The sequence below is a fragment of the Pseudomonas flavocrustae genome (genome assembly GCF_029872515.1).
Taxonomy (GTDB): domain Bacteria; phylum Pseudomonadota; class Gammaproteobacteria; order Pseudomonadales; family Pseudomonadaceae; genus Chryseomonas; species Chryseomonas aestiva.
Genome location: NZ_JAPDIQ010000002.1, coordinates 405,206 through 428,771 on the forward strand (window position 1 = coordinate 405,206; position 23,566 = coordinate 428,771).

Consider the following 23,566-nt stretch of genomic DNA (forward strand, 5'->3'; position numbering starts at 1 on the left):
CCCAGTGTAAGGGGCACCTCGGCAGGCGGGTACCCCAGGCGTGAAGAGCGCCCTTCAGATGGAGAAGCGCACCTCGCGTTCCGGCCGGACCGCGAGCGGGCGACGGTGATTGACCACCAGTTCGCCGATGCGGATCAGGTGGGCGCGGGTGACGTTGCGACTCAGCCCCAGCAGGCGCGCGGTGTGGACCTGGTTGCGATGGCAGAAGCGATAGGCCGCGCGTACCAGGGCCTCTTCGACGCGCTCGTGCAGGGCCTCCGGTTGCTCTTCGAACAACTGGGCGAATGCCTTGGCCAGCAGGCTGTCCACTGGCGCCGTCTCGACCGGGCGTGGCGCTGGCGAAACGAGGCTGGGCCGCTGGACGAAGGACAGGTCGCTGGCTTCCAGCTGGCCCTGAGGCTTGACCAGCAGGGCGTGCTGCAGGGTGTTTTCCAGTTCGCGGATATTGCCCGGCCAGGGGTGTTCCAGCAGGCGTCGCTCCGCCGCCGGTGTCAGGGCGACCGGCGCCTGGGCATAGGCGTGAAGGAAGTGCCGGGCCAGCGGCAGGATATCGCCCTGGCGCTGGCGCAGCGGCAACAGCGGCAGGCTGACCACATTGAGGCGGTACCAGAGGTCTTCGCGAAAGGAGCCTTCGGCCACCGCCCGCTCCAGCGGGACGTTGGTGGCGGCGACGATCCTTACGTTCAGCGGCAGGCTGCGGCGAGAGCCGAGCCGCACCACCTCGCGCTCCTGCAGGACGCGCAGCAGCTTGACCTGCACCGACAACGGCAGGTCGCCGATCTCGTCGAGAAACAGGGTGCCGCCGTTGGCCTCCTCGAACCAGCCGGCGCGCGCGGTGAGGGCGCCGGTGAAGGCGCCTTTCTCATGGCCGAACAACTCAGCCTCGACCAGGCTCTCGGCAAAGGCGCCGCAATTGACGGCGACGAAGGGGCCGGCATAGCGGTGGCTCAGCGCATGGATATGCCGGGCGATCAGTTCCTTGCCGGTACCGGTCTCGCCGATCACCAGCACACTGGCGTCGCTCGGGGCGATCTTTTCCAGGTGGGCGAGCAGGTCGCGCGATTTGGGATCGGCGAACACCTGGGCGGTCGCGCGGTAGCGGGGCACCTCGGGCGTGCGCGTCAGGGTCAGCAGGGTCATCGCGGATTCCTCAGGAGTAGAAGCTGGGGGTGGGAAGGGTGTCGTTGAGGGCCCACTCGCCCAGCTCGTGCAACTTGTAGTCGACCGGATCGTGCAGGGTCTGGGTGCGCAGGTTGCGCCAGTAGCGATCCAGGCGCAGCGCACCGGCGGTGGCCCGGGCGCCGCCGACCTCGAACAGGCGGCTGGCGAGATCGAGGCCGTGCCGGCTGGCGGCGACCTTGGCCGTGGCGATGGCGACGGCCAGTTCGCCGCGTGCCGCTGGGGTGAGGGCCGTACCCTGTTGCCACGCCTGGGCGAAGGCGCCGTTGGCGCGCTCCACCAGCAGCCGACTGCTCTCCAGGGCGACCCAGAACTCGCCGTAGTGGCGTAGGATGTAGGGGTCTTCGCTGGCGCTGGCGGCCGTTGACTTGAACCAGGGGCGCGCCTGGGTGGTGGTGTAGCGGCGCGCCTCGGCGAAGGCGCCTTCGGCCAGGCCGAGAAAGATGTTGGCGAAGATCAGCTGGGCCAGCAGCGGCCGCAGGCAGGCGAAAGGCGTGCTTAGCGGGCCGGGGTCGAGCAGCCATTCCTGCTGTTCGACGCGTACGCCGTCGAAGCGCGCGCTGCCGCTGTCGGTCTGGCGCTGGCCGTTGTTGTCCCAGTCGTCGAACAACTGGATGCCGGCGCGCCCGGTAGGCACCACGGCAATCAGCAGGCGTCCGCTGTCATCGTTCTCCAGCGCCGAGAGCAGCAACAGATCGGAGTCCAGGGCACCGCTGCAAAAGCTCTTCTGGCCATCCACCTGCCAGGCATCGCCGTGGCGGCGGGCGAGGGTACGGCGATCCAGGGGGTTGAGCGCGTTCCCCCAGAACAGGGCATCGCGCGCGGTGCTCTCCAGCCAGGGTCGCCATTGCGCAGGCTGGCCGAACAGCTGGGTGGTGGCGAGCAACAGATGATGGAAGCCGAAGACGTGGGCCAGGGAGCTGTCGACCCGGGCCAGCCGCCGCACTGCCTCCAGCGTCTGGTCCCAGGTGGCGCCGAGGCCGCCCAGTTCCGGGGGAATGCTCAGGGCCAGGAGACCGCTCTGGCGCAGGGCGTCACGCTCGGTCTTGGGCGTTCCGCCCTGACGATCGCGTTCGGCCGCGGTGGCGGCGAAGCGTTCCAGCAGGGGCGTGAGGGGATCCAGCAGGGCATCGGACATGAGGGACTCGTGCGGTGGAGGGGGTCGCAGGTGTTAGAACGTAATGCGAGCCAAACCCTTAGTTGAAATATTTTTTTGTTATTAGTTAATGGCGTGGCGCCACCCATCTTGCATTCCGACCGCCTGGTCATCTTTTTTTGCTATCTCATTTAAGCCCTGACTGTTGGCTGCCGACACTGAATTAACTCAATCTCCCGACCAGGGGCGTGTCATGTTCAACAAAGGATTAAAACAAGAACTGCAGCGTCTCCGCGAGCAGGTGGATTCCTTCAAGCGACTGAAGGCCGAGCTCGACGTCGAGATGATTGGCCTGGAGCTGGACGGCCAGGGCCGCGTGACCGCGGTGAACGCCAATTTCGAACAGGAAATGGGCCTGCGCGCCGCGGATTTGCTGGGTCGTCCGCTCCTGGATCTGGTGCCGGCGCATGTCAGAAACCAGGAGTACAACCGTCGCCTGCAGCAGTGCCTGAGCCGCGGCGAGCCCTATAGCGGGGCGCTGCATCTCTTGCGTGGCGATGGCCGGGAAGCCTGGCTGAGAGGCATCCTGCACCCGTTCCACGACAGCCAGGGCCAGGTGACGCGCTTCCGACTGTTCTGCAACAACCTGACGAGAACCATCGAGACCTCGCGCGAGCACGAAAGCCTGCTCAAGGCGCTGCGCCGTTCCACGGCGGTCATCGAATTCAACCTCGACGGCGAGGTGCTCGACGCCAACGACAGATTCCTGCAGGCCATGGGCTATTCCCTGGCGCAGATCAAGGGCAAGCACCACCGGCTGTTCTGCGAGCCGGCCGAGGCCAACTCCGAGGCCTATCAGCAATTCTGGGCGCGTCTGCGTCGCGGCGAATTCGTCGTGGATCGCTTCAAGCGCCTGGATGCCCATGGCCGCGATGTCTGGCTGGAAGCCTCCTACAACCCGGTGATCGACGCCCATGATCGCCTGTACAAGGTGGTCAAGTTCGCCACCGTGATCACCGATCAGGTCCAGCAGGAACAGGCGGTGTCCGAGGCCGCCAGCGTAGCCTTCGAGACCTCCCGGCATACCGACGACACCGCCCGCAAGGGTGCGGCGGTGGCGCAGCAGACGGTGGAGGTGATGCGCGCCCTGGCCACCCAGATGCAGGAGGCGGTGAAGGGCATCGAGGCGCTGGACAACCAGTCCCAGGTGATCGGCACCATCATCAAGACCATCAGCGGCATCGCCGAACAGACCAACCTGCTGGCGCTCAATGCCGCCATCGAGGCGGCTCGGGCCGGCGAGCAGGGCCGCGGCTTCGCCGTGGTGGCCGACGAGGTCAGGCAACTGGCCTCGCGCACCAGCAAGGCGACCGAGGAGATCGTCGGGGTGGTGCAGCAGAACCAGCAACTGGCCGGCGAAGCCGTGACGGTGATCGAGAACGGCCGGCGTCAGGCCGAGCAGGGCCTGGAGCTGGCGGGGCAGGCCGGGCAGGTGATCGTGGAGATCCAGGATGGCGCCCAGCGGGTGGTCGGCGCCGTGGGGCGCTTCGCCCGCCAGCTGTCGAACTGATCCCGCACGCTGAATGCACAACGGCAACCCCAGGGTTGCCGTTGTGCATTCAGGTGGTCAGCCCTGCTTGCTGCCGCCGCCGATCTGCCAGACGAAGGGCGGTTCGCTGCCGTCGATCTCCCAGGTGCCGACGATGCGTTCCTTGTAGATCAGCGGATTGTGCGAGGCCGCGGTGCGGGCATTGCGCCAGTGGCGATCCAGGCCCTTGCGGCTGCTAGTGGCCGACGCGCCCAAGGCATTGAAGAGGTCACTGGTGGCCCGCAGCACCAGCTCGGCGACCGCCGATTGCGCCTGGGCCGATTCCAGTTCCGCCGCCACGTTGGCGGCGTGCTCGGCGGCGGCATCCCCAGCATAGCGGGCCTCGAAAGCGACCTGGGCCGCGGCGGCGGCTGCCAGGGTCGCGGCTTCGGCGGCATAGACGAAGGCCGAGGCCCTGCCCACCACCTGCTGCACCTGGGGATCGGCACTGGCCGCATTGGCGTTGCCATGGCTGTAGACCCGGGTGCGCCCCCGTACTTCGGCAGCGAATTCGCGCACGGCCGCCTGGCCGCTGCCGGTGATCACGGCCAGTAGCACCAGCTGGTAGAAGGCGGTCTGGTATTTGAAGCGGGTGGCGAAGTCGATGACATTTTCCGGCGCCACGCGCACGTTTTCGAACATCGAGGTGCCACTGGCGGTGGTGCGCTGGCCGAAGCCGTCCCAGTCGTCGGACTGGCGCACACCCGGCTGGTCGGTGCGGATGGCGGCGATGACGTCGTCGCCGGTGTCGTCGCGCTGGGCGTAGACGTCGATCCAGTCGGCAAACAGGCTGCCGGTGCTGTAGTACTTGGTGCCGTTGAGACGCCACTCACCGTCCTGCTGGCTGACCCGGGTGATGACCTCGCCTAGCCTGACGGTACCGATCTCGGTCCAGGCGTTGCCCACCAGGTCACCGGCGACGAAGCGCTCGAACCAGACCTGTTGGGAAGCGCTGGCATGGGCGTTGAGGCGATCCTCGACAAAGGCGAAGTGGCCGCGCAGCGCCTGGGGCAGATTGCTGTCGGCGGCTGCCAGTTCGATCAGCAGCCGTACCAGTTGCGGCAGGCTGGCACCGCTGCCGCCGAACTCCACGGGCACCCGCACGGCGCCGAAGCCGGCGTCCTTGAGCCAGGCGACGGGCGCATAGGGCAGGGTGCGCTGGCGTTCGCGTTCCAGGGCGCCTTCGGCGATCCGGGCAAAAAGCGGCCGAAAGCGCGCGGCCAGCTGTTCGTAGTCGGGGCTGGGCGCAGGGGTGGGCGGCAGGTGGCGAGCGGGCAGGTTCATGGTGATCCTCAGCGTTTGGAAGGTCGACGCCAGAGGCTTTGCAAGAGCGTTGCCAGGACCTGAAAGGCCGCTTTTTCGGGGTTTGCCGGGCATGGACTGCCTGGCCGGCAGCAGGAGTGCCTGGCCGCTGTTGCCCGGGCGACAGCGAGTCGGCCACGCTAGACTGGCGTTTTGTCTGGAGTCCCCATGGACCTCTTGTTTCTCGGCACCTCGGCCGGGGTGCCGACCCGGCGGCGCAACGTCTCGGCCCTTGCCCTGATCGAGGACCAGGGCAAGGGCTGGTTTCTCGTCGATTGCGGCGAGGCCACCCAGCACCAGCTGCTGCGCACCCCGCTGTCGGCGGCGGATCTGCGCGCCATCTGCATCACCCATGTCCACGGCGACCACTGCTATGGTTTGCCAGGGCTGCTGGCCAGTGCCGCCATGACCGGACGCCGCCAGCCACTGCTGCTGATCGCACCCCAGGCGGTCCATGACTGGCTCGCCGCCACCCGGATGCTGACCGCGCTGCACCTGCCTTTCGAGCTGCGCTTCCATGCCCTGGAGGGTTTTACCGGCGTTGCCGTGGGCGCCTGGGATATCGACGCCTTCGCGCTCTCCCACCGGGTGCCCAGCCATGCCTTTCGCTTCCGCGAGACCCGTCGGCCGCAGCGCCTCGATCCCGCGGCCCTGGCGGCGGCCCAGGTGCCGCGCGGGCCGCTGTGGGGCCGGCTGCATGGCGGCGAGGACGTGCTGCACGAAGGCCGCCTGCTGCGCAGCGCCGACTTCCTGCAGGCGGCCCATGGCGAGCGGCGGCTGGTGGTGGCGGGAGACAACGACGATCCCGCCTTGCTGACGGAGGCCTGCCGGGGCGCTCAGCTGCTGGTCCATGAAGCCACCTACGCCCAGGCGCAGATCGACAAGACCGGGCAGAGCTGGGGCCACAGCAGCGCGGCCGGCATCGCTCGTTTCGCCGAGGCGCAGGCGCTGCCGGCCCTGCTGCTCACTCATTTCAGTCCGCGCTATCAGGCCGAGGCGGTGCGTTCGCCGTCCATCGACGAGCTGCGTCGGGAAGCCGCGGCCTGCTATGGCGGCCATCTGCAGCTGGCCGAGGATTTCGCGCGCTTTCGCCTGGATCGTCACGGCCGGCTGAAAGCCCTGGACCAGAGCGGCGGGGCAGGGGATGGCGAACCGCAGCAGGAAAGAGGCTGAAACGCTTCGGTCTTGTCTGACCTGTTCTCCTTGGGCATAGTGCGAACGTTTATCATTTCAGGATCCTTTCGATCCCTCGCACCTCGTCCTAGGAGAAGCAAATGGCGGTGTCTTTCAACAAGGTCTCGACGCTGGGCGCCATGGCGCTACTGTCCCTGGCAGTGGCAGCCTGTTCCAGCCGCCCGGAGGCACCGATGCCACCGCCGCCCGCGCCGACGCCTGTCGCCGCGCAGCCCGCCGCGCCCCAGGCGCCGGCCGAACTCAAGCGCATCGAGCTGGGCTACGGCGTCTACGAGCTGGCCTACAGCCCGGCCAAGCAGTCGGTCTATGCGGCGACTGCCCAGTTGACCAAGGGCGTCACCGGCGGGGTGATCTACCAGCTGGATCCGGCCACCCTGGCCATCACTGGCCAGATCCACACCGACCTGAAGAACTTCGCCCTGACCACCGATGCCAGCGGCGAGACACTATTCGTCACCAACTCCCTGGACGGCGGCCTCAGCCGCATCGACCTGCGTACCGGCAAGGTGGAGAAACGGCTGAAATTCAACGAGATGGGTCGTGACGGCCATCCGGTCAATCCGCGCCAGGTCATCCTGCATGACGGCCTGCTGTATGTCGGCGGTGTCGGCGATCCGGGGGTGATCTGGGTGGTGGACGCCAAGACGCTGACCCTCAAGGCGCGCATTCCCAATGCCGGCAAGTGGGTGACCGGCCTGCTGTATTCCGAGGACACCGGGCGCCTCTATGCGGCCAACGGCAGTGGGGAAGTGCTGGTGATCAATCCGCGCACCCGCAAGATCGAACACCGCTGGACCCCGGGTGACGGTGGCAAGTACCTGCTGCTGAACCTGGCCGAGGATCGCGCGAACCACCAGCTGTTCGTCACCGACAATTCCGAGGCCAAGACCGTGCTGGTCTTCGATATCCGCAGCGGCAAGGTAATCAAGCGCCTGCCGGTGGGTGACGCCCTGGCCATCAAGCTCAATACCAAACGCAATGAGCTGTACATCACCCAGCGCGAGACCGGTCGGCTGCTGATCCTCGACGCCACCACCTACGCCGAGAAAAAGGCCTACGACCTCAAGCCCAATCCCAACAGCCTGCTGGTCAGCCCGGATGGCCAGACGCTGTATGCGACGGTGAAGACGCCCTTCGACAAGGAATACATGAACACCGCACCGGAAAGCGTGGTGCGCATCGACCTCTCCGCGGTGAAGTAAACCACGCCGCCCTGGCTGCTGCAGCGTCCTGCTGCGGTGGCCCCGGGCTTCCCAAGCCCGCCGGCTTGCTCTTGAATGCGTGGGTCCCACCACCCAGGAGCCGCCACCTTGTCCGCGACCGATCTCAGCCTGCTTCCGCTGCTGGAAGCCTCTTATCGTCACTGGCTCGGCCAGCCGCTGCCGCGTCCTGCGGGATTACTTGCGGCCGACGTTCCTGCCTGGCTGCATGAGCGGGCACCCTATGCCCTGCTGGCGCACGGTACCGAAGCCGATCCGCTGTTCTGCTATGCCAACCGGCAGGCCTTAAGCTGCTTCGGCTATCCCCGCGCCGAATTCATCGGCATGCCCTCCAGGTTCAGCGCCTCACCCAAGGACAGGGACGAGCGCCAGCGCCTGATGGAAGCGGTGGGGCGCCAGGGTTATGCCTGTGGCTATGAGGGCTGGCGGATCGATCGAGACGGTGAGGCCTTCCAGATCCATGCCGGCGTGGTGTGGAATCTGCTTGATGTCGACGGACAGCGATTGGGGCAGGCGGCGTTGTTCTGGCCGGACCCGCAGCGGATTGGGCAACTGGAGTGAGGCAAAGATCGTTGGGCTCGGCTGCGCTCGGAAGATCGGCGAATTCGGGGACAAGGCTGCGCCGTTGTCCACCCTACGCCTAGTCTGACGTCGTAGGGTGGAAAACCGCGCAGCGTTTTCCACGCGAGGGTAATGCCAGGCTATCCCGACTCATCCCGGTCGGATGCTTCACTTGTCCTCGACGATCAGCACCACCAGATCCTTGGGCCCGTGGGCGCCATAGGCCAGTACCTGCTCGATGTCGGCGGTCTTGGACGGCCCGGAGATCAGCAGGGCATTGGTCGGCATGCCGTCCTGCCAGCGGTGCTGTTGCTGCAACTCGTAGAAGTTGTCCACCACGGTGCTGGCCCTGAGCAGGGCGATATGCAGCGGGGGCACCAGGCTCATCAGGCGCGGTTCCTGACGATCCGGCCAGAGCACCAGGCTGCCAGTGGAGGCCAGGGCGCCAAGGGTGCCGGTGAGGCTGGCCGGGGTGTCGTTGAACAGTTCGGCCTTCCACTCTTCCACGGGGCGATCGTAGGCCTTCCAGCGCGGTGAGCCGTCGCCCTGCCAGCGCTCCACCAGGCGCGCACCGTGGGGCGTGCCGGGAGCGATCAATAGCTGATCCAGACCCCGTTCGGCGAGGACGCGCTCGACCAGCGCCGGCCAGTCCGCCGCGGTGGTCAGGTGGGTTTCGGTATGCACCGTCTCCATCAGGGTGCGCAGGCGGGCGACGCGCTCCGCAGGTGGATAGCGCCAGGGTTCGGTCACCAGGGCTTCATCGAAGGTGTCCGCCAGCGGCTGAGTGCCCTGCAGACTGCCGCGCAGCTTGGCGAGGATGTTGTCGCGGGCGCTCATGGGCGTTTCTCCAGGTGGTCGCGGGCCAGTTCGTGCAGCGAGCGCGATGCCGGCCTGGGCGCGCTGTGGTGCTCCGTCCAGGGGCCGAGCTGGCCGGGGGCGAAGCGGCCGAAGCGGGTGGCCAGGTAGCTGAAGCCGCGATAGAGCAGCGGCGAGGTGTAGAGATTCTGCCAGGCATGCCAGGTCCAGCGCTCCCGGGCGGAGAACTTGCTGCCCTGGCCGCGCAGCAGGTGCGGCTCGGCATTGGGCGCCTTGACGTTCTCTTCGCGCAGGCGCCGCAAGAGCGCCGGAATCGGGATCTTGACCGGGCAGACTTCACCACAGGCGCCACACAGCGAGGAGGCGCTGGGGTGGTCGGGCGCCTGCTCCAGGCCGACCAGGTGGGGGGTGATGATGGCGCCGATGGGGCCGGGATAGACCTCACCATAGGCATGGCCGCCGATGCGGGTATAGACCGGGCAGTGATTCATGCAGGCGCCGCAGCGGATGCAGTTGAGGGTCTGGCGCAATTCGCTGTCGGCGAAGGCCTGGCTGCGGCCGTTGTCCAGCAGCACCAGGTGCACCTCGCGCGGTCCGTCCAGCTCCTCGGCCTTGCGCGGCCCGGAGATCATGTTGACGTAGGTGGTGATCGGCTGGCCCAGGGCCGAACGGGTCAGCAGCGATAGCAGCGGTACCACGTCGCGCAGGTTCTCCACCACCTTTTCGATACCGGTCACGGCGATGTGCACCGGCGGTACCGTGGTGGACATCCGCCCGTTGCCCTCGTTTTCCACCAGCAGCAGGGTACCGGTCTCGGCCACGGCGAAGTTGACCCCGGAGATGCCGATGTCGGCCTCGAAGAATTTCTGCCGCAGCACCCGCCGACCGGTCTGGATGAGTTCGTCGACGTCGGTGGTGTAGGGCTCGGCGAGGTGCTCGTGGAAGAGGGTGCCCACCTGCTGCCGGTTGAGGTGGATGGCCGGCATGATGATGTGCGAGGGCTTCTCGCCGGCGAGCTGGATGATGTACTCGCCCATGTCCGATTCCAGGCAGTCGATGCCCTGGGCGCCGAGCACGTGGTTCATGTCCATTTCTTCGCTGACCATGGACTTGCCCTTGATCAGCAGTTTGGCCGCATGGCGCTCGGCGATCTGCTGGACGATGGCGTTGGCCTCGGCCGTGGTCTCGGCCCAGTGCACCTGGACGCCATTGCGCTTGAGGTTGGCTTCCAGGCGCTCCAGCAGCTCCGGCAGCTTGGACAGCGCCCGGGCGCGGGTGCGATTGCCCAGTTCGCGCAGGCGCTCGCGCTCGTCGGCATCGCTCATGCTGGCCAGGCGCTTGGTCATCAGCGAATCCATGGCCGTGCGGAAGTTGCGTCTGAGCTGGTCGTCGCCCAGGGCCTGGCGGGCGCGCGTCTTGAAGGGGGGCGCCGCGCTGATGTCGGTGAGGGGGATCTTCAGCATCTCGTTCATACGGCACCTCCGATACGGCGCCAGAGAAAGCTCGCCAGGTGTTCGCCACGCAGGGCAGCGCGCTGCTTTTCCAGGGCGCCGTTGATATTCATCAGGCAACCGCAGTCGGCGGTGAGCACCTGGGCCGCACCGCTGTCCTGCAGGGCACGGGTCTTGTCCGCCACCATGGCGCCGGAGATGTCCGGCATGCGTACCGAGAAGGTGCCGCCAAAACCGCAGCATTCGCTCTCGTGGTCATGGTCGACGCGCTCCACGGCCTGCAGCTGGCCGAGCAGGGCGCGGCCGTGCAGGTGGGTCTGCATCTCCCGGCGGGCGCTGCAGGAGGTGTGCAGCGCCACCTTGGTCGGGGCGCCGCGATCCTGGTAGTCGACCTGGCAGACGTGCAGCAGGAATTCCGCCAGTTCGTAGGTGCGCTCGGCCAGATCCCTTACCTGCCGCAGGGTGTCAGGCTCGTCGGCGAACAGCTCGGCGTAGTGATGGCGCAGCATCCCGGCGCAGGAGCCGGAGGGCACCACCACCGGCCAGGGCTCGGCGAACAGCGCCAGCTGGGTGCGGGCCACGGCACGGGCTTCCTCGGTGTAGCCCGAGGTGTAGGCGGGCTGACCACAGCAGCTCTGCTCCTGGGGGAAATGCACGCGGATGCCTTCGCGCTCCAGCAGGCGGATGCTGTCCATGCCGGCTTCGGGATAGAAGAGGTCCACCACGCAGGTGCCGAACAGATAGACCTGGGTCGGTTTCTGCGGCGGATAGGTCCGCGGCGGCGCCAGCGGTGGCGCGGTGCGGGTGGCGTTGGGGGCGGCGTTGTGGAAGAGGTCGTTCATTAGGCTACTCCGGGTTGGCCCGGTTAAAAGAGAGCCTTTTCATGATCTGCTGCGCGTCGGCCAAACCGCGTTGAAAAGGCCTTCGGAATGCTCATTTACCACTCGTAAACTCCGCTTCCTCAGGCCTTTTCGCCTTGTTTGTCTCTAGCTCGCGAGATCATGAAAAGGCTCCAGAAGACCGGCGGCGACCTGGGTCGCCGCCGGGAAACGCACGATCAGTGCACCAGCATGCCGGTGAACACATAGGCCTGCGCCAGGGTGATCAAGCCGACCAGCACGGCGAAGCCGATGCTGTGCCGTACGGTGAAACGGAACAGGTCGGACTCCTTGCCCACCATGCCGGTGGCGGCGCAGGCCACGGCGATGGATTGCGGCGAGATCATCTTGCCGGTCACGCCGCCGGAGCTGTTGGCCGCCACCAGCAGGGTGTCGGAAACGCCGATCTGGTGCGCGGTGGTCGCCTGCAGCGAGCCGAACAGGGCATTGGACGAGGTATCCGAACCGGTCAGGAATACCCCTAGCCAGCCCAGCAGCGGCGAGAAGAAGGGGAACAGCGCGCCGGTACCGGCCAGCAGCAGGGCCAGGGTGGTGGACATGCCCGAGTAGTTGACGACGAAGGCGAAGGCCAGCACCAGGCCGATCGACAGGATCGGCTTGCGCAACTCCACCAGGGTTTCCCTGAACACGCCCAGGGCGGTCGAGGGCTTGATGCGGAAGATGGCCATGGAGATCAGCGCCGAGATCAGGATGGCGGTGCCCGACGCCGACAGCAGGTCGAGCTTGTAGACCGCCGGCATTGGCGTCGGCGTGGCTACGATCGGCAGCGTCTTGAGCACCAGCTTGTCCAGGTAGGGCACCGGTACGTTGATCACGAGGGCATAGAGGGCGCCGCCGGTGGCGAACAGCGCCTTGAAGGCCTTGGTGGTCCAGATCGTGACGACCACGGTCAGGATCAGGAACGGCGACCAGGCCTTGATCACGGTACCCAGGGGATGCTCCGGCGGCAGGCGACCGCCCTGGCCGAAGCCGGCACCACCGCCCCCCAGCATGGCCGCACCGCCGCCCGTCACGGTCGTGGCACCGGCGGTGGCGTGCTGCGGCTGGCGCAGCTTGAGGTAGGCGGTGAGGGCGATCATGGCGGCCAGGGACGAAGTGATGTCGGGCAGCTCCGGACCGATGAAGTTGGAGGTCAGGTACTGGAACACGGCGAAGGTGCCGCCGCAGATCAGCGCCGGCTTCCAGGTTTCCCGCAGCCCGCGCATGCCGTCCATCATGAACATCAGCCACAGCGGCACCAGCAGCGACAGCAGCGGCAGCTGGCGACCGGTCATGGCGCCGATCTTGAAGGCGTCGATACCGGTCACCTGCCCGGCGACGATGGTCGGGATGCCCAGGGCGCCAAAGGCCACCGGCGCAGTGTTGGCGATCAGGCAGAGCCCGGCCGCCTTCAGCGGATTGTGGCCGAGGCCCACCAGCAGGGCGGCGGTGATGGCCACCGGTGCGCCGAAGCCGGCCGCACCCTCCAGGAAGGCGCCAAAGCAGAAGCCGATCAGCAGCACCTGCAGGCGCTGGTCGTCGGTGATGGACAGCACCGAGCTGCGGATGATGTCGAACTGCCCGCACTTGACCGTCAGCTTGTAGAGGAACACCGCCGTGACGATGATCCAGGCGATGGGCCAGAGGCCATAGAGGAAACCGTAGCCGGCCGAGGCCAGCGCCTTGTCCACCGGCATGCGATAGACGAACAGCGCGATGAGCAGGGCGATCGCCAGGGTGATGGCGCCCGCCACATGGCCCTTGAGCCTCAGACCGGCGAGCGCGACGAAGAAGAACAGAATGGGCAGGGCGGCGACGAAGGCCGAAAGGCCCAGGCTGCCCAGGGGGAGATAGATCTGTTGCCAGGTATCCATCGGGTGCTCCTTGATTGTTTTTGTAGGGAGGCGGCAGGACGGGGTTGCACAAGATCGCGACCTGTGGCAAAAATTGGTAATACCAATTTACAAGAGCGACTTCACGCACGTTAAGCGGGGTCTTTGCCTCTGTCAAACCCCTTGATGTGCGACTTTCGTCGGCCAGTACCGCCCGGCTGGCGGACGTCCGCCATCGTCCGCGGCATTTTTCGAGGTTTTTCATGGGGTTCGAACCGGTCAAGCAACGTCGTCTGTCGGACGACATCGTCAAGCACCTGGAGGCGCTGATCGCCGAAGGCTCTCTGCGACCTGGCGAGCGCCTGCCGGCCGAGCGGGTGCTGGCCGAGCGCTTCGGGGTATCGCGACCCTCGCTGCGCGAAGCCATCCAGAAGCTGATCGCGCGCGGCCTGCTGCTCAGCCGGCAGGGCGGTGGCACCTATGTCACCGAGGCGCTCAACAGTGCCTTCACCGATCCCCTGCTACCGTTGCTGGAAAGCCGCGAGGAAACCCGCCGCGATCTGCTGGAGTTTCGCCACACCCTGGAAAGCGCCTGTGCCTATTACGCCGCCCAGCGCGCCACCGAGCCGGACCTGGCGCGGCTGACCCTGGCCTGGGAACGCCTGGAAGACTGCTACCGGCGGCGCGAGACCCTGACCCGGGAAGAGGAGGGCGAGGCCGATGCGGCCTTTCACCTGGCCATCGCCGAGGCCAGTCACAACGCCGTCTACCTGCACAGCATCCGCAGCCTGTTCGAATTGCTGCGCCATCACATGGTGACCAATATCGGCGGCATGCAGGCGCAGCGGGGCGAAACCCGCGAGCGCCTGCTGGAACAGCACCGGTCGCTCTACCAGGCGATTGTCGCGGGTGAAGCGGAAACGGCGCGCGAGGCCGCGAGTCGTCATCTGGGCTATGTGCGGGAGGTTCTGGAGGAGGCCGGCGCCATGGCAGGCCGTCTAGCACGGGCCAAACGGCGAGATGAGCTCTAGAAAAATCTGGCGGAAAACATCATGATGTCATTATGCTAGTAGCATAAGTTGAGCGTCCGCGGCTAAAGTTTAGCGTTCCAGAGCTGATAACCCGGTCACACCTTCCCGCCTTCGCTGGCGTCTAGACCGGTACCCTCCTGTGGAACACGCCTCTTCTTCGCCCTCGCTCGTCGACTTTACCTTCACCCCTGCATTGCTCGGTGCCTGCGGTACCGGCGCGATCCTGTTCGTGGGCGGCGTGACGCCGACCACCCTGGCGCTGAGTGCCACCCAGGTGGTGCTTGCCGCCGGTCTGGGCTTCTGGCAGCTGCGTCGCGCCCAGGCGCGCCACGCCGAGCGCGCCGCCGACCAGGCCGTGAGCCAGAGCCCGGCCAGCGGTCGGGACGAGGCACTCGAAGCCCTCTGCGTGGCGGTACTGCCGGTATGGTCCGAGCAGATCGAAGCGGCGCGGGCCCACACCGAGCAGGAAATCGTCAGCCTGACCAGTCGCTTCGCCGAACTGGCCGACCGCATCCACAGCGTCGCCGGCGCCGATCATGGCGGTGGCGATCGCCTGGTCAATCTCATGGCCAGCAGCCAGAACCAGCTCGACGGCATCCTGCACTCGCTGCGCGAGGCGCTGTCGAGCAAGGGCGCGCTGCTGGACGAGGTCAACGGCCTGGCCGGTCTGACCGAACAACTCAAGAGCATGGCCAAGGACGTCGGCGACGTGGCGCGCCAGACCAACCTGCTGGCCCTCAATGCCGCCATCGAAGCCGCCCGGGCCGGTGAAGCCGGGCGCGGTTTCGCGGTGGTCGCCGACGAGGTGCGCAAGCTCTCCACCCTGTCCGGCGATACCGGACAGAAGATCGGCGAAACCGTGGAAACGGTGAACGGCGCCATTGCCCGCACCCTGGAACTGTCGCAGCTCCACGCCGAACGCGACACCGGCACCCTGAACCAGTCCGGCGAGACCATCGAGCAGGTCATCGGCGCCTTTGGCGGCACCACCCGTGACGTGGTCGAGCGCAGCGATGCCCTGGCCGACAACGCCGCGGCCGTGGGCGGCGCCATTGCCGAGGTGCTGGTCGCCCTGCAATTCCAGGATCGCGTCAGCCAGATGCTCGGCCACATCCGTGACGACCAGGCGCGCCTCGAGCGCCTGGTGATCGACCGTCGCACCCTGGCTGCCAGCGGTCAGCCGCTGCCGACCCTCGACACCCGTGGCTGGCTCGCCGAGCTGGCCCGCACCTACACCATGGCCGAGCAGGTCGCCGTGCACCACGGCAAGCGACCGGCCGCCGCCGCTGCCGAATCCGATATCACGTTCTTTTAAGGAAAGCTGTCATGAGCAACAAGACCATTCTGATCGTCGACGACTCCATCTCCATCCGCCAGGTGGTGTCCATGACCCTGAAAAGCGCGGGCTATGACGTCATCGAAGGCTGCGACGGCCGCGATGCCCTGACCAAGCTGGACGGTCGCAAGGTGCACCTGATCATCAGCGACGTGAACATGCCCAACATGGACGGCATCACCTTCGTCACCGCGGCCAAGAAGCTGCCGGCCTACCGGTTCACCCCGGTGATCATGCTCACCACCGAATCCGATGCCGCCAAGAAGGCCGCCGGCCAGGCCGCCGGTGCCAAGGCCTGGATGGTCAAGCCGTTCCAGCCGGCGCAGATGCTGGCGGCGGTTTCCAAGCTGATCATGCCCTGATGGCCCTGGAGGCTGCCCCCATGAACGATGCCGTTCGTACCCGCTTGCCCATTACCGGGCCGCTGACCATCTACACCGCGGCCGACAGCAAGCCGCTGCTGATGGAGCCCCTGACCGCCGGGGTCACCGTGGCGCTGGAACTGGCCGAGGTCGATGAATTCGATTCGGCCGGGCTGCAGTTGCTGCTGCTGGCCCACCGGGAGGCGCAGCGTTTGGGCGGCAGCCTGGAGCTGGTCGATCCCAGCCCCGCCGTCACCGAACTGCTGGAGCTGGCAGGTCTTGCCGACTTCTTTACCGCGGCCGCCGCGGAAGGTGTTGCCGCATGAACATGGACGAGATTCTCAAGACCTTCATCGCCGAGAGCGAGGAATTGCTGCAGCAGATGGAAGCCGCGCTGCTGCAGATCGAGCAGGCACCGGATGATGTCGAGCTGATCAATGCCATCTTCCGCGCCGCCCACACCATCAAGGGTTCGGCCGGTCTGTTCGGTCTGGACCATGTGGTGGCCTTCACCCATGTCGCCGAAAGCGTGCTCGACCGGATCCGCAGCAACGAGCTGGCCTTCGACGAGACCCTGTCGGCGCTGTTCCTTGAGGTCTGCGACCACCTCAACGGCCTGATCGCCCGGGTGTCGTCCGGCAGCGAGCCGGAGCCCGACTTCCAGGCCGCCGGCGCCGTGCTGGTGCAGCGCCTGGAGCACTATCTGCAGCCGAGCGCCAAGGCGGCCCAGCCGGTCGCTGCCGCCCGTACCCTGGCGGCACCGGTCGATGGCGTGGCCGCCGGCCACTGGCACCTGTCGCTGCGCTTCGGTCCGGACATGCTGCGCAACGGCATGGATCCGCTGGCCTTCGTCCGCTACCTCAACAGCTTTGGCCGCATCGTCAACATCGTCACCCTGACCGATGCCATCCCGGCCGCAGCGGACATGGATCCGGAGACCTGCTACCTGGGCTTCGAGGTCGCCTTCGACAGCGACGCCGACAAGGCGACCATCGAGGCGGCCTTCGAATTCGTCCGCGAAGACAGCCAGATCCGCATCCTGCCGCCGCACAGCCGCAGCAGCGACTACTGCCAGCTGATCGACGACCTGGCCGAGGAAGACCTGCGCCTGGGCGAGATCCTGGTGCGCTGCGGCACCCTGACCGCCACCGAGCTGGACGAGGTGCTGCGCCGCCAGGCCGATCCGGCCACCCCGCGCCAGCCTATTGGCGAAGCCCTGGTGGAAGCCCAGCTGGTCAATCCGCCGGTGGTGGATGCGGCCCTGAACAAGCAGCGCAAGATCAAGGAGCAGCGCGCGCCGGCGGGCGAAGGCCAGTTGATCCGCATCGACGCCACCAAACTCGACCAACTGATCGACCTCATCGGTGAGCTGATCATCGCCGGTGCCGGGACCCAGCTGATCGCCCAGCAGAGCGGCCTGGCGGCCCTGGTGGAATCCACCGGGGTGCTGTCGCGCCTGGTGGAAGAGGTGCGGGATACCGCCCTGACCCTGCGCATGGTGCAGATCGGTACCACCTTCAACCGCTTCCAGCGGGTGGTCCGCGACGTCTCCAAGGAAATCGGCAAGGACATTGCCCTGCGCATCAGCGGTGGCGAGACCGAACTGGACAAGACCGTGGTGGAAAAGATCGGTGATCCGCTGACCCACCTGATCCGCAACGCCATGGACCACGGCATCGAATCCGCCGAGCTGCGCCTGGCGCGTGGCAAGCCGGCCCAGGGCACCGTGGGGCTGAACGCCTATCACGAGGCCAGCAGCATCGTCATCCAGGTCACCGACGACGGTGGCGGTCTGTCGCGCGAGCGCATCCTGCGCAAGGCGACCGAGCGCGGCCTGATCGCCGAAGGCCAGGTGCTGGCCGACAAGGACGTGTTCAACCTGATCTTCGAACCGGGTTTCTCCACCGCCGAGCAGATCAGCAACCTGTCCGGTCGCGGCGTCGGCATGGACGTGGTGAAAAAGAACATCACCGCCCTGCGCGGCAGCGTCGACCTCACCAGCGAGGAGGGCCGCGGCACCACGGTGACCATCCGCCTGCCGCTGACCCTGGCGATCATCGACGGCTTCCTCATCGGCGTCGGCAAGGCCACCTACGTGGTGCCCCTGGAAGCGGTGGAGGAGTGCATCGAGCTGACCGAGGCGGCCAGTGTCCAGGCCAACGGCAACGACTACCTCGACCTGCGCGGCGAGGTGCTGCCGGTGCTGCGCCTGCGTCAGCTGTTTACCATCGAGGAAGCCCCGCCGCGGCGGCAGAACGTGGTGGTGGTGCGCTATGCCGGCCAGCGCGCCGGCCTGGTGGTCGATCAGCTGCTCGGCGAATTCCAGACCGTGATCAAGCCGCTCGGTCCGCTGTTCGGCCACAACCGCAGCCTCGGTGGTTTCACCATCCTGGGTACCGGTGCCGTGGCGCTGATCCTCAACGTGCCCGGCCTGATTGGCGAAGCCGCGTCCACCGGCACCGCTGCTCCAGTCCTCGCACCCGTGCTGGCCTAACTGAACCGACCCGACTTGACCTGACCGACAAGGATTTAGAGTCCATGACCGTTACCAAACGCATGTCCCTGCTGGTCCTCTCTGCGCTGCTGGGGATCATTCTCCTGGCAGGGCTGGCCTACTACCAATTGCACCAGGTCTTCGAACGGGCCAATTTCGGCAACAACGATACCGTGCCGGCCATTCTGGGCATCGACGCCGTCGACGCCCATTCCGCCGATGTCATCACCAACATCTATCGCCATCTCGCCGCCGACGGTGATGCCGCCACCCAGAAGGCCGAAAAGGAACTCAGCGAATCGCAGCGGCTGACCGATGAGGCGCTCAAGGCTTACGAGGGGCAGATCTCCGACGACACCGACAAGCGTCTATGGGAAGACGACAGGCAGGCGATCGCCGCGCTCAACCAGCTCGCGGCCAAGGTGATCCCGCTGTCGCGCGCCAGCCAGGATGACGAGGTCAAGCGGCTGCTGGGCGAAAACCAGGAGATCATCACCCACGTGGGTGATGTTCTCGACGCCCATCGCCTCTATAACCAGAAGCTGGGAACCGAGCAGTCCAACCTGGCGGAGGGCACGCTCAATCAGGCCACGCTGCTGTCGGTCGGCATCTCCGTGGCCACCCTGCTACTGATCGGCCTGCTCGGCTTCTTCATCACCCGCAACCTGCTGCGTCAGCTCGGCGGCGAGCCGGCCGAGGTGGCCAAGGTCGCCAACCGCACCGCCGCGGGCGACCTGCCCGACGATCTGCAGCTGCGCGCCGGCGACGATTCCAGCCTGATGGCCGCCATGCAGCGCATGGTGGTGACCCTGCGCGGTCTGGTGCAGGAGATGAGCACCATGGCCAGCGAGCATGATCGCGGCGAGACCGACAAACGCATCCCGCTGGAGCGCTTCCAGGGCACCTTCCGCAACGTCGCCGAAGGCGTCAACGCCATGGTCGCCGGTCACCTGAGCGATTCGGCCAAGGCCATGGCCTGCGTCAAAAGCTTCGGCGAAGGCGATCTGGCCGCGCCGCTGGAGCGTTTCCCCGGCAGGAAGGCGGTGATCAACGACAACCTTGAGCAGGTGCGCGACAACATCCAGCTTCTGGTCGCGGAGATGGTGCAGCTGTCCGCCGCCCATGATCGCGGCGAGACCGATGCCCGCATTCCCGTCGAGCGCTTCCAGGGCACCTTCCGCGGCATGGCCGAAGGCGTCAACGCCATGGTCGCCGGCCACCTGAGCGATTCGGCAAAGGCCATGGCCTGCGTCAAGCGCTTCGGCGAAGGCGATCTGTCGGTGGCGCTGGAACGCTTCCCCGGCCAGAAGGCGGTGATCAACGACAACCTCGAACAGGTCCGCGGCAACATCCAGCGCCTGGTCGAAGACGCCAATCTGCTGAGCCAGGCGGCCATGGCCGGTCGTCTCGACACCCGCGCCGATGCCAGTGCCCACCAGGGCGATTTCCGCCGCATCGTCGCCGGCATCAATGGCACCCTCGACGCCATCGTGGCGCCGGTCAACGAAGCCATGGGCGTGATGGCCGGGCTCTCCCAGGGCGACCTGAGCCGCACCGTACGCGGTGACTACCAGGGGCAGTTGCTGGAGCTCAAGGAGTCGATCAACGGCACCGTGGGCAAGCTGAACCAGATCATCGGCGACGTGCGCCTGTCGGCCGACTCCCTGGCCAGCGCCTCGGAAGAGATCTCCGCCACCGCCCAGAGCATGAGCCAGGCCAGCACCGAACAGGCGGCCTCGGTCGAGGAGACCAGCGCCAGCGTCGAGCAGATGTCGGCCTCCATCACCCAGAACACCGAGAACGCCAAGGTCACTGACGGCATGGCCGGCAAGGCCGCGCGGGAAGCCGGGGAGGGCGGTCAGGCGGTTGGCGAGACCCTGGTGGCCATGAAGACCATCGCCGACAAGATCGGCATCGTCGACGACATCGCCTACCAGACCAACCTGCTGGCGCTCAACGCCGCCATCGAAGCGGCCCGTGCCGGCGAGCACGGCAAGGGCTTCGCCGTGGTGGCTGCAGAGGTCCGCAAGCTGGCCGAACGCAGCCAGGTCGCCGCCCAGGAAATCGGCACCGTGGCCAAGAGCAGCGTGGCCCTGGCCGAACGCGCCGGCACCCTGCTGGAGCAGATGGTGCCGTCCATCAGCAAGACCTCCGACCTGGTGCAGGAAATCGCCTCGGCCAGCGAAGAACAGAGCAGCGGGGTGAGCCAGATCAACGGCGCCATGCTGCAACTGAGCCAGATCACCCAGCAGAACGCCTCGGCGTCCGAAGAACTGGCTGCCACCGCCGAGGAAATGAGTACCCAGGCCGAGCAGCTGCAACGCCTGATGGGCTTCTTCAATACCGGCGAAGGCCGGGTGGTACAGGACCTGGAACGCGCGCTGGAGGCCTCGCGGCCCAAGGCCATGCAGGTCCCGGGCAAGGCCCTGCGTACGGGTACCTCGGGCGTGCCTGACGGCTACGTCTCCTTCGAATCCTGACCCCTATCCAACGGCCACCTGCAGGTGGCCTTTTTGAGACCATCGACATGACCGTCATCAAGAAAATGCTGCTGCTGGTGCTGTCCGCATTATTGGGCATCCTGGTGCTGGCCGGCACCGGGCAATACGAAATCGACCAGGTGTTCCAGGCAGCCAACTACGGCAACGACAACACCGTTCCCAGCCTCAAGGCGCTCGGCGAGGTCAACGACAGCCGCTCCGACTACGTGGTGGGCATCTATCGCCACGTGCTGTCGACCAGCGCCGAAACCATGACCACCGTCGAGCAGGACCTGGCCGCGGCCAAGGAGCGCATCGGCCAGAATCTCGGCAAGTACGAGACGCTGGTCTCGGACGACCGCGACCGTGGCCTGCTGGTCGCCGATCGCGCCGCCTTTACGGCGCTGTTCAGCCTCGGCGACCAGGTCATCGCCCTGTCGCGGCAAAATCGCAACGAAGACGCCCAGGCCCTGATGCGCAGCCGCACCGACGTGATGCTGGCGATCAACAAGGCCCTCGACGAGCACGTAGGCTACAACCAGACCCTGGCGCTGCAAGGTGTGCAGGTCGCCCAGAAGACCAAGGTCGAGGCCACCTGGCTGGCCCTGGGCATTGCCCTGGCGACCCTGCTGGCGGTGGCCCTGCTGGGCTTCTTCATCACCCGCAATCTGCTGCGTCAGCTGGGCGGTGAGCCCGCGGCGGTGGCGACCCTGGCCGGCTGCGTGGCCGCCGGCGATCTGCCGGACGACATCAAGCTGCGCGACGACGACAAGACCAGCCTGATGGCGGCCATGCAGAACATGGTCACCACCCTGCGCAGCCTGATCAGCGAAATGAGCAGTATGTCGGCTGCCCATGACCGCGGCGAAACCGTGGTGCGCATTCCGGCCGAGCGCTTCCAGGGCGCCTATCGCAACATGGCCGAAGGGGTCAACGGCATGGTCGCCGGCCACCTGAGCGATTCGGCAAAGGCCATGGCCTGCGTCAAGAGCTTCGGCGAAGGCGATCTGTCGGTGGCGCTGGAGCGCTTCCCCGGGCAGAAGGCGGTCATCAACGACAACCTCGAGCAGGTCCGCGGCAACATCCAGCGCCTGGTCGAGGACGCCAACCAGCTGAGCCAGGCGGCCATGGCCGGTCGCCTGGACACCCGTGCCGATGCCGCTGCCCACCAGGGTGACTTCCGCCGCATCGTCGCCGGGATCAACGGTACACTCGATGCCATCGTGGCGCCGGTCAACGAAGCCATGGGCGTCATGGCCGGGCTCTCCCAGGGCGACCTGAGCCGTACCGTGCGCGGTGACTACCAGGGTCAGCTGCTGGAACTCAAGGAATCGATCAACGGCACCGTCGGCAAGCTGAACCAGATCATCGGCGACGTGCGCCTGTCGGCCGATGCCCTGGCCAGCGCCTCGGAAGAGATCTCCGCCACCGCCCAGAGCATGAGCCAGGCCAGCACCGAACAGGCCGCCTCGGTCGAGGAGACCAGCGCCAGCGTAGAGCAGATGTCGGCCTCCATCGCCCAGAACACCGAGAACGCCAAGGTCACCGACGGCATGGCCGGCAAGGCCGCGCGCGAGGCCAACGAAGGTGGCGAAGCGGTGGGTGAGACGCTGGTGGCCATGAAGACCATCGCCGAGAAGATCGGCATCGTCGACGACATCGCCTACCAGACCAACCTGCTGGCGCTCAACGCCGCCATCGAAGCCGCCCGCGCCGGCGAGCACGGCAAAGGCTTCGCCGTGGTGGCCGCCGAGGTGCGCAAGCTGGCCGAACGCAGCCAGGTCGCCGCCCAGGAAATCGGCACCGTGGCCAAGAGCAGTGTGGCCCTGGCCGAGCGCGCCGGGTCACTGCTCGACGAAATGGTACCGTCCATCAGCAAGACCTCCGATCTGGTACAGGAAATCGCCGCGGCGTCCGAAGAACAGAGTAGCGGAGTCACTCAGATCAATAGCGCCATGCTGCAACTCAACCAGATCACCCAACAGAACGCCTCGGCCTCGGAAGAGCTGGCCGCGACCGCCGAAGAAATGAGCGGTCAGGCCGAGCAGCTGCAGCGCCTGATGGGCTTCTTCCACACCGGCGATGGTCGTGCGGTCCAGGACCTGGAGCGTGCCATCGAGCAGACGCGCCCGGCCGCGAGCCGTACGGCCCAGCCGACCCTGCGTCGTCCCCAGATGGCCGCGGGCGGCCTGCCGGACGGTTACGTCCGCTTCCCGGAGTAATGGCTTCATGACTGCCCTGACCCTTGGCGACATCGCCCACGAACACCTTGGCCATCAGCACCTGACCTTCGTGGTCGACGGTGAGACCTATGCGGTGGATACCCTCGCGGTGCGCGAGATCATCGAGTTCGGCCAACTGACCCAGGTCCCGCTGATGCCGGCCTGCATTCGTGGGGTGATCAATCTGCGCGGCGCGGTGGTCCCGGTGGTGGATCTGGAGGCCCGCTTCGGCGGCCGACCGACCCGGGTCGGCCCGCGGACCTGCATCGTGATCTTGGAAGTGTGCGCCGACGAAGACACCCAGGTGCTGGGCGTGGTGGTGGATGCGGTGAGCGAGGTGCTGGAAATCGCCGCGGCGGACATCCGTCCGGCGCCGGCCTTTGGCAGTCGCCTGGCGCCGCACTTCATCGCCGGCATGGTCAAGTCCGAAGACGGCTTCCTGACCCTGCTCGACGTGGCCCAGGTCCTCGACGTACAGGAACTGGCGAACCTGGCCCAGGCCGCCAGCTGAAAGACCCCGCATT

17 protein-coding genes and 4 pseudogenes are annotated in these 23,566 nt (G+C 66.7%); 14 read left to right on the forward strand and 7 right to left on the reverse strand.

Going from position 1 to position 23,566, the window contains the following annotated elements; genetic code table 11:
• Positions 1-54 precede the first annotated feature (54 nt).
• Together OMP44_RS06635 and OMP44_RS06640 are read right to left on the reverse strand one after the other, a co-directional pair.
• The gene (locus tag OMP44_RS06635) at positions 55-1,140 is read right to left on the reverse strand and encodes a sigma-54 interaction domain-containing protein (protein WP_280307060.1); all 1,086 of its coding nucleotides are present in this window, start codon (positions 1,138-1,140) and stop codon (positions 55-57) included.
• 10 nt (positions 1,141-1,150) lie between these two features.
• Positions 1,151-2,317, reverse strand: coding sequence for an acyl-CoA dehydrogenase family protein (locus tag OMP44_RS06640; RefSeq protein WP_273862901.1), 1,167 nt, complete (start codon positions 2,315-2,317; stop codon positions 1,151-1,153).
• A gap of 301 nt (positions 2,318-2,618) precedes the next feature.
• Between OMP44_RS06640 and OMP44_RS24870 the strand changes: the two are divergent.
• Together OMP44_RS24870 and OMP44_RS24875 are read left to right on the forward strand one after the other, a co-directional pair.
• Positions 2,619-3,305, forward strand: a pseudogene (locus tag OMP44_RS24870) (PAS domain-containing protein); the annotation flags it as partial.
• 144 nt (positions 3,306-3,449) lie between these two features.
• A pseudogene (locus OMP44_RS24875) lies at positions 3,450-3,845 on the forward strand (methyl-accepting chemotaxis protein); the annotation flags it as partial.
• Between the two features lie 57 nt (positions 3,846-3,902).
• Here OMP44_RS24875 and OMP44_RS06650 read toward each other — a convergent pair.
• A complete protein-coding gene (locus OMP44_RS06650) occupies positions 3,903-5,147 on the reverse strand; it encodes an acyl-CoA dehydrogenase family protein (protein ID WP_280307062.1) in 1,245 nt (414 codons plus the stop codon).
• 186 nt (positions 5,148-5,333) lie between these two features.
• On the opposite strand from OMP44_RS06650, the gene OMP44_RS06655 reads away from it, so the two are divergent.
• From OMP44_RS06655 to OMP44_RS06665, 3 genes are all read left to right on the forward strand, one after another.
• Entirely contained in the window at positions 5,334-6,338 is a 1,005-nt protein-coding gene (locus tag OMP44_RS06655; protein ID WP_280307064.1) for a ribonuclease Z, read from the forward strand.
• 101 nt (positions 6,339-6,439) lie between these two features.
• Positions 6,440-7,561: a YncE family protein gene (locus tag OMP44_RS06660; protein ID WP_280307065.1), complete on the forward strand. Its 1,122-nt coding sequence runs from the start codon at positions 6,440-6,442 to the stop codon at positions 7,559-7,561.
• A gap of 108 nt (positions 7,562-7,669) precedes the next feature.
• A complete protein-coding gene (locus OMP44_RS06665) occupies positions 7,670-8,140 on the forward strand; it encodes an MEKHLA domain-containing protein (protein ID WP_280307067.1) in 471 nt (156 codons plus the stop codon).
• A gap of 168 nt (positions 8,141-8,308) precedes the next feature.
• On the opposite strand, the gene OMP44_RS06670 is transcribed toward OMP44_RS06665, so the two are convergent.
• From OMP44_RS06670 to OMP44_RS06685, 4 genes are all read right to left on the reverse strand, one after another.
• Positions 8,309-8,977 carry a LutC/YkgG family protein gene (locus OMP44_RS06670; protein ID WP_187979007.1) on the reverse strand — a complete coding sequence of 223 codons (669 nt, stop codon included), beginning with the start codon at positions 8,975-8,977 and terminating at the stop codon, positions 8,309-8,311.
• Positions 8,974-10,428, reverse strand: coding sequence for a LutB/LldF family L-lactate oxidation iron-sulfur protein (locus tag OMP44_RS06675; RefSeq protein WP_187979008.1), 1,455 nt, complete (start codon positions 10,426-10,428; stop codon positions 8,974-8,976). The genes OMP44_RS06670 and OMP44_RS06675 overlap by 4 nt, the downstream gene beginning before the upstream one ends.
• Complete coding sequence (locus tag OMP44_RS06680; RefSeq protein WP_280307070.1) at positions 10,425-11,249, reverse strand: (Fe-S)-binding protein; 825 nt, start codon at positions 11,247-11,249, stop codon at positions 10,425-10,427. Before OMP44_RS06680 ends, OMP44_RS06675 begins: the two co-directional genes overlap by 4 nt.
• A gap of 215 nt (positions 11,250-11,464) precedes the next feature.
• Positions 11,465-13,159 (reverse strand): lactate permease LctP family transporter, encoded by a 1,695-nt coding sequence (locus OMP44_RS06685; protein ID WP_273862897.1) that lies wholly within the window; start codon positions 13,157-13,159, stop codon positions 11,465-11,467.
• 221 nt (positions 13,160-13,380) lie between these two features.
• Between OMP44_RS06685 and OMP44_RS06690 the strand changes: the two genes are divergently transcribed.
• From OMP44_RS06690 to OMP44_RS06725, 9 genes and pseudogenes are all read left to right on the forward strand, one after another.
• Positions 13,381-14,148, forward strand: coding sequence for an FCD domain-containing protein (locus OMP44_RS06690; RefSeq protein WP_187979011.1), 768 nt, complete (start codon positions 13,381-13,383; stop codon positions 14,146-14,148).
• A 565-nt stretch (positions 14,149-14,713) separates the two neighbouring features.
• Positions 14,714-15,463 carry a methyl-accepting chemotaxis protein gene (locus OMP44_RS24880; protein WP_252977305.1) on the forward strand — a complete coding sequence of 250 codons (750 nt, stop codon included), beginning with the start codon at positions 14,714-14,716 and terminating at the stop codon, positions 15,461-15,463.
• A gap of 11 nt (positions 15,464-15,474) precedes the next feature.
• Entirely contained in the window at positions 15,475-15,846 is a 372-nt protein-coding gene (locus tag OMP44_RS06700) for a response regulator (RefSeq protein ID WP_133859381.1), read from the forward strand.
• 20 nt (positions 15,847-15,866) lie between these two features.
• Positions 15,867-16,172, forward strand: a complete 306-nt coding sequence (locus OMP44_RS06705) for an STAS domain-containing protein (RefSeq protein ID WP_187979012.1) — start codon at positions 15,867-15,869, stop codon at positions 16,170-16,172.
• Positions 16,169-18,340 (forward strand): chemotaxis protein CheA, encoded by a 2,172-nt coding sequence (locus OMP44_RS06710; RefSeq protein WP_187979013.1) that lies wholly within the window; start codon positions 16,169-16,171, stop codon positions 18,338-18,340. The genes OMP44_RS06705 and OMP44_RS06710 overlap by 4 nt, the downstream gene beginning before the upstream one ends.
• A gap of 44 nt (positions 18,341-18,384) precedes the next feature.
• Positions 18,385-19,908 (forward strand): annotated as a pseudogene (locus tag OMP44_RS24885) (MCP four helix bundle domain-containing protein); the annotation flags it as partial.
• 54 nt (positions 19,909-19,962) lie between these two features.
• Positions 19,963-20,680 (forward strand): annotated as a pseudogene (locus OMP44_RS24890) (methyl-accepting chemotaxis protein); the annotation flags it as partial.
• A 187-nt stretch (positions 20,681-20,867) separates the two neighbouring features.
• Positions 20,868-23,042 carry a HAMP domain-containing methyl-accepting chemotaxis protein gene (locus tag OMP44_RS06720; RefSeq protein ID WP_280307073.1) on the forward strand — a complete coding sequence of 725 codons (2,175 nt, stop codon included), beginning with the start codon at positions 20,868-20,870 and terminating at the stop codon, positions 23,040-23,042.
• A gap of 7 nt (positions 23,043-23,049) precedes the next feature.
• Positions 23,050-23,553: a chemotaxis protein CheW gene (locus tag OMP44_RS06725; protein ID WP_133859377.1), complete on the forward strand. Its 504-nt coding sequence runs from the start codon at positions 23,050-23,052 to the stop codon at positions 23,551-23,553.
• The last annotated feature ends 13 nt before the right edge of the window (positions 23,554-23,566 follow it).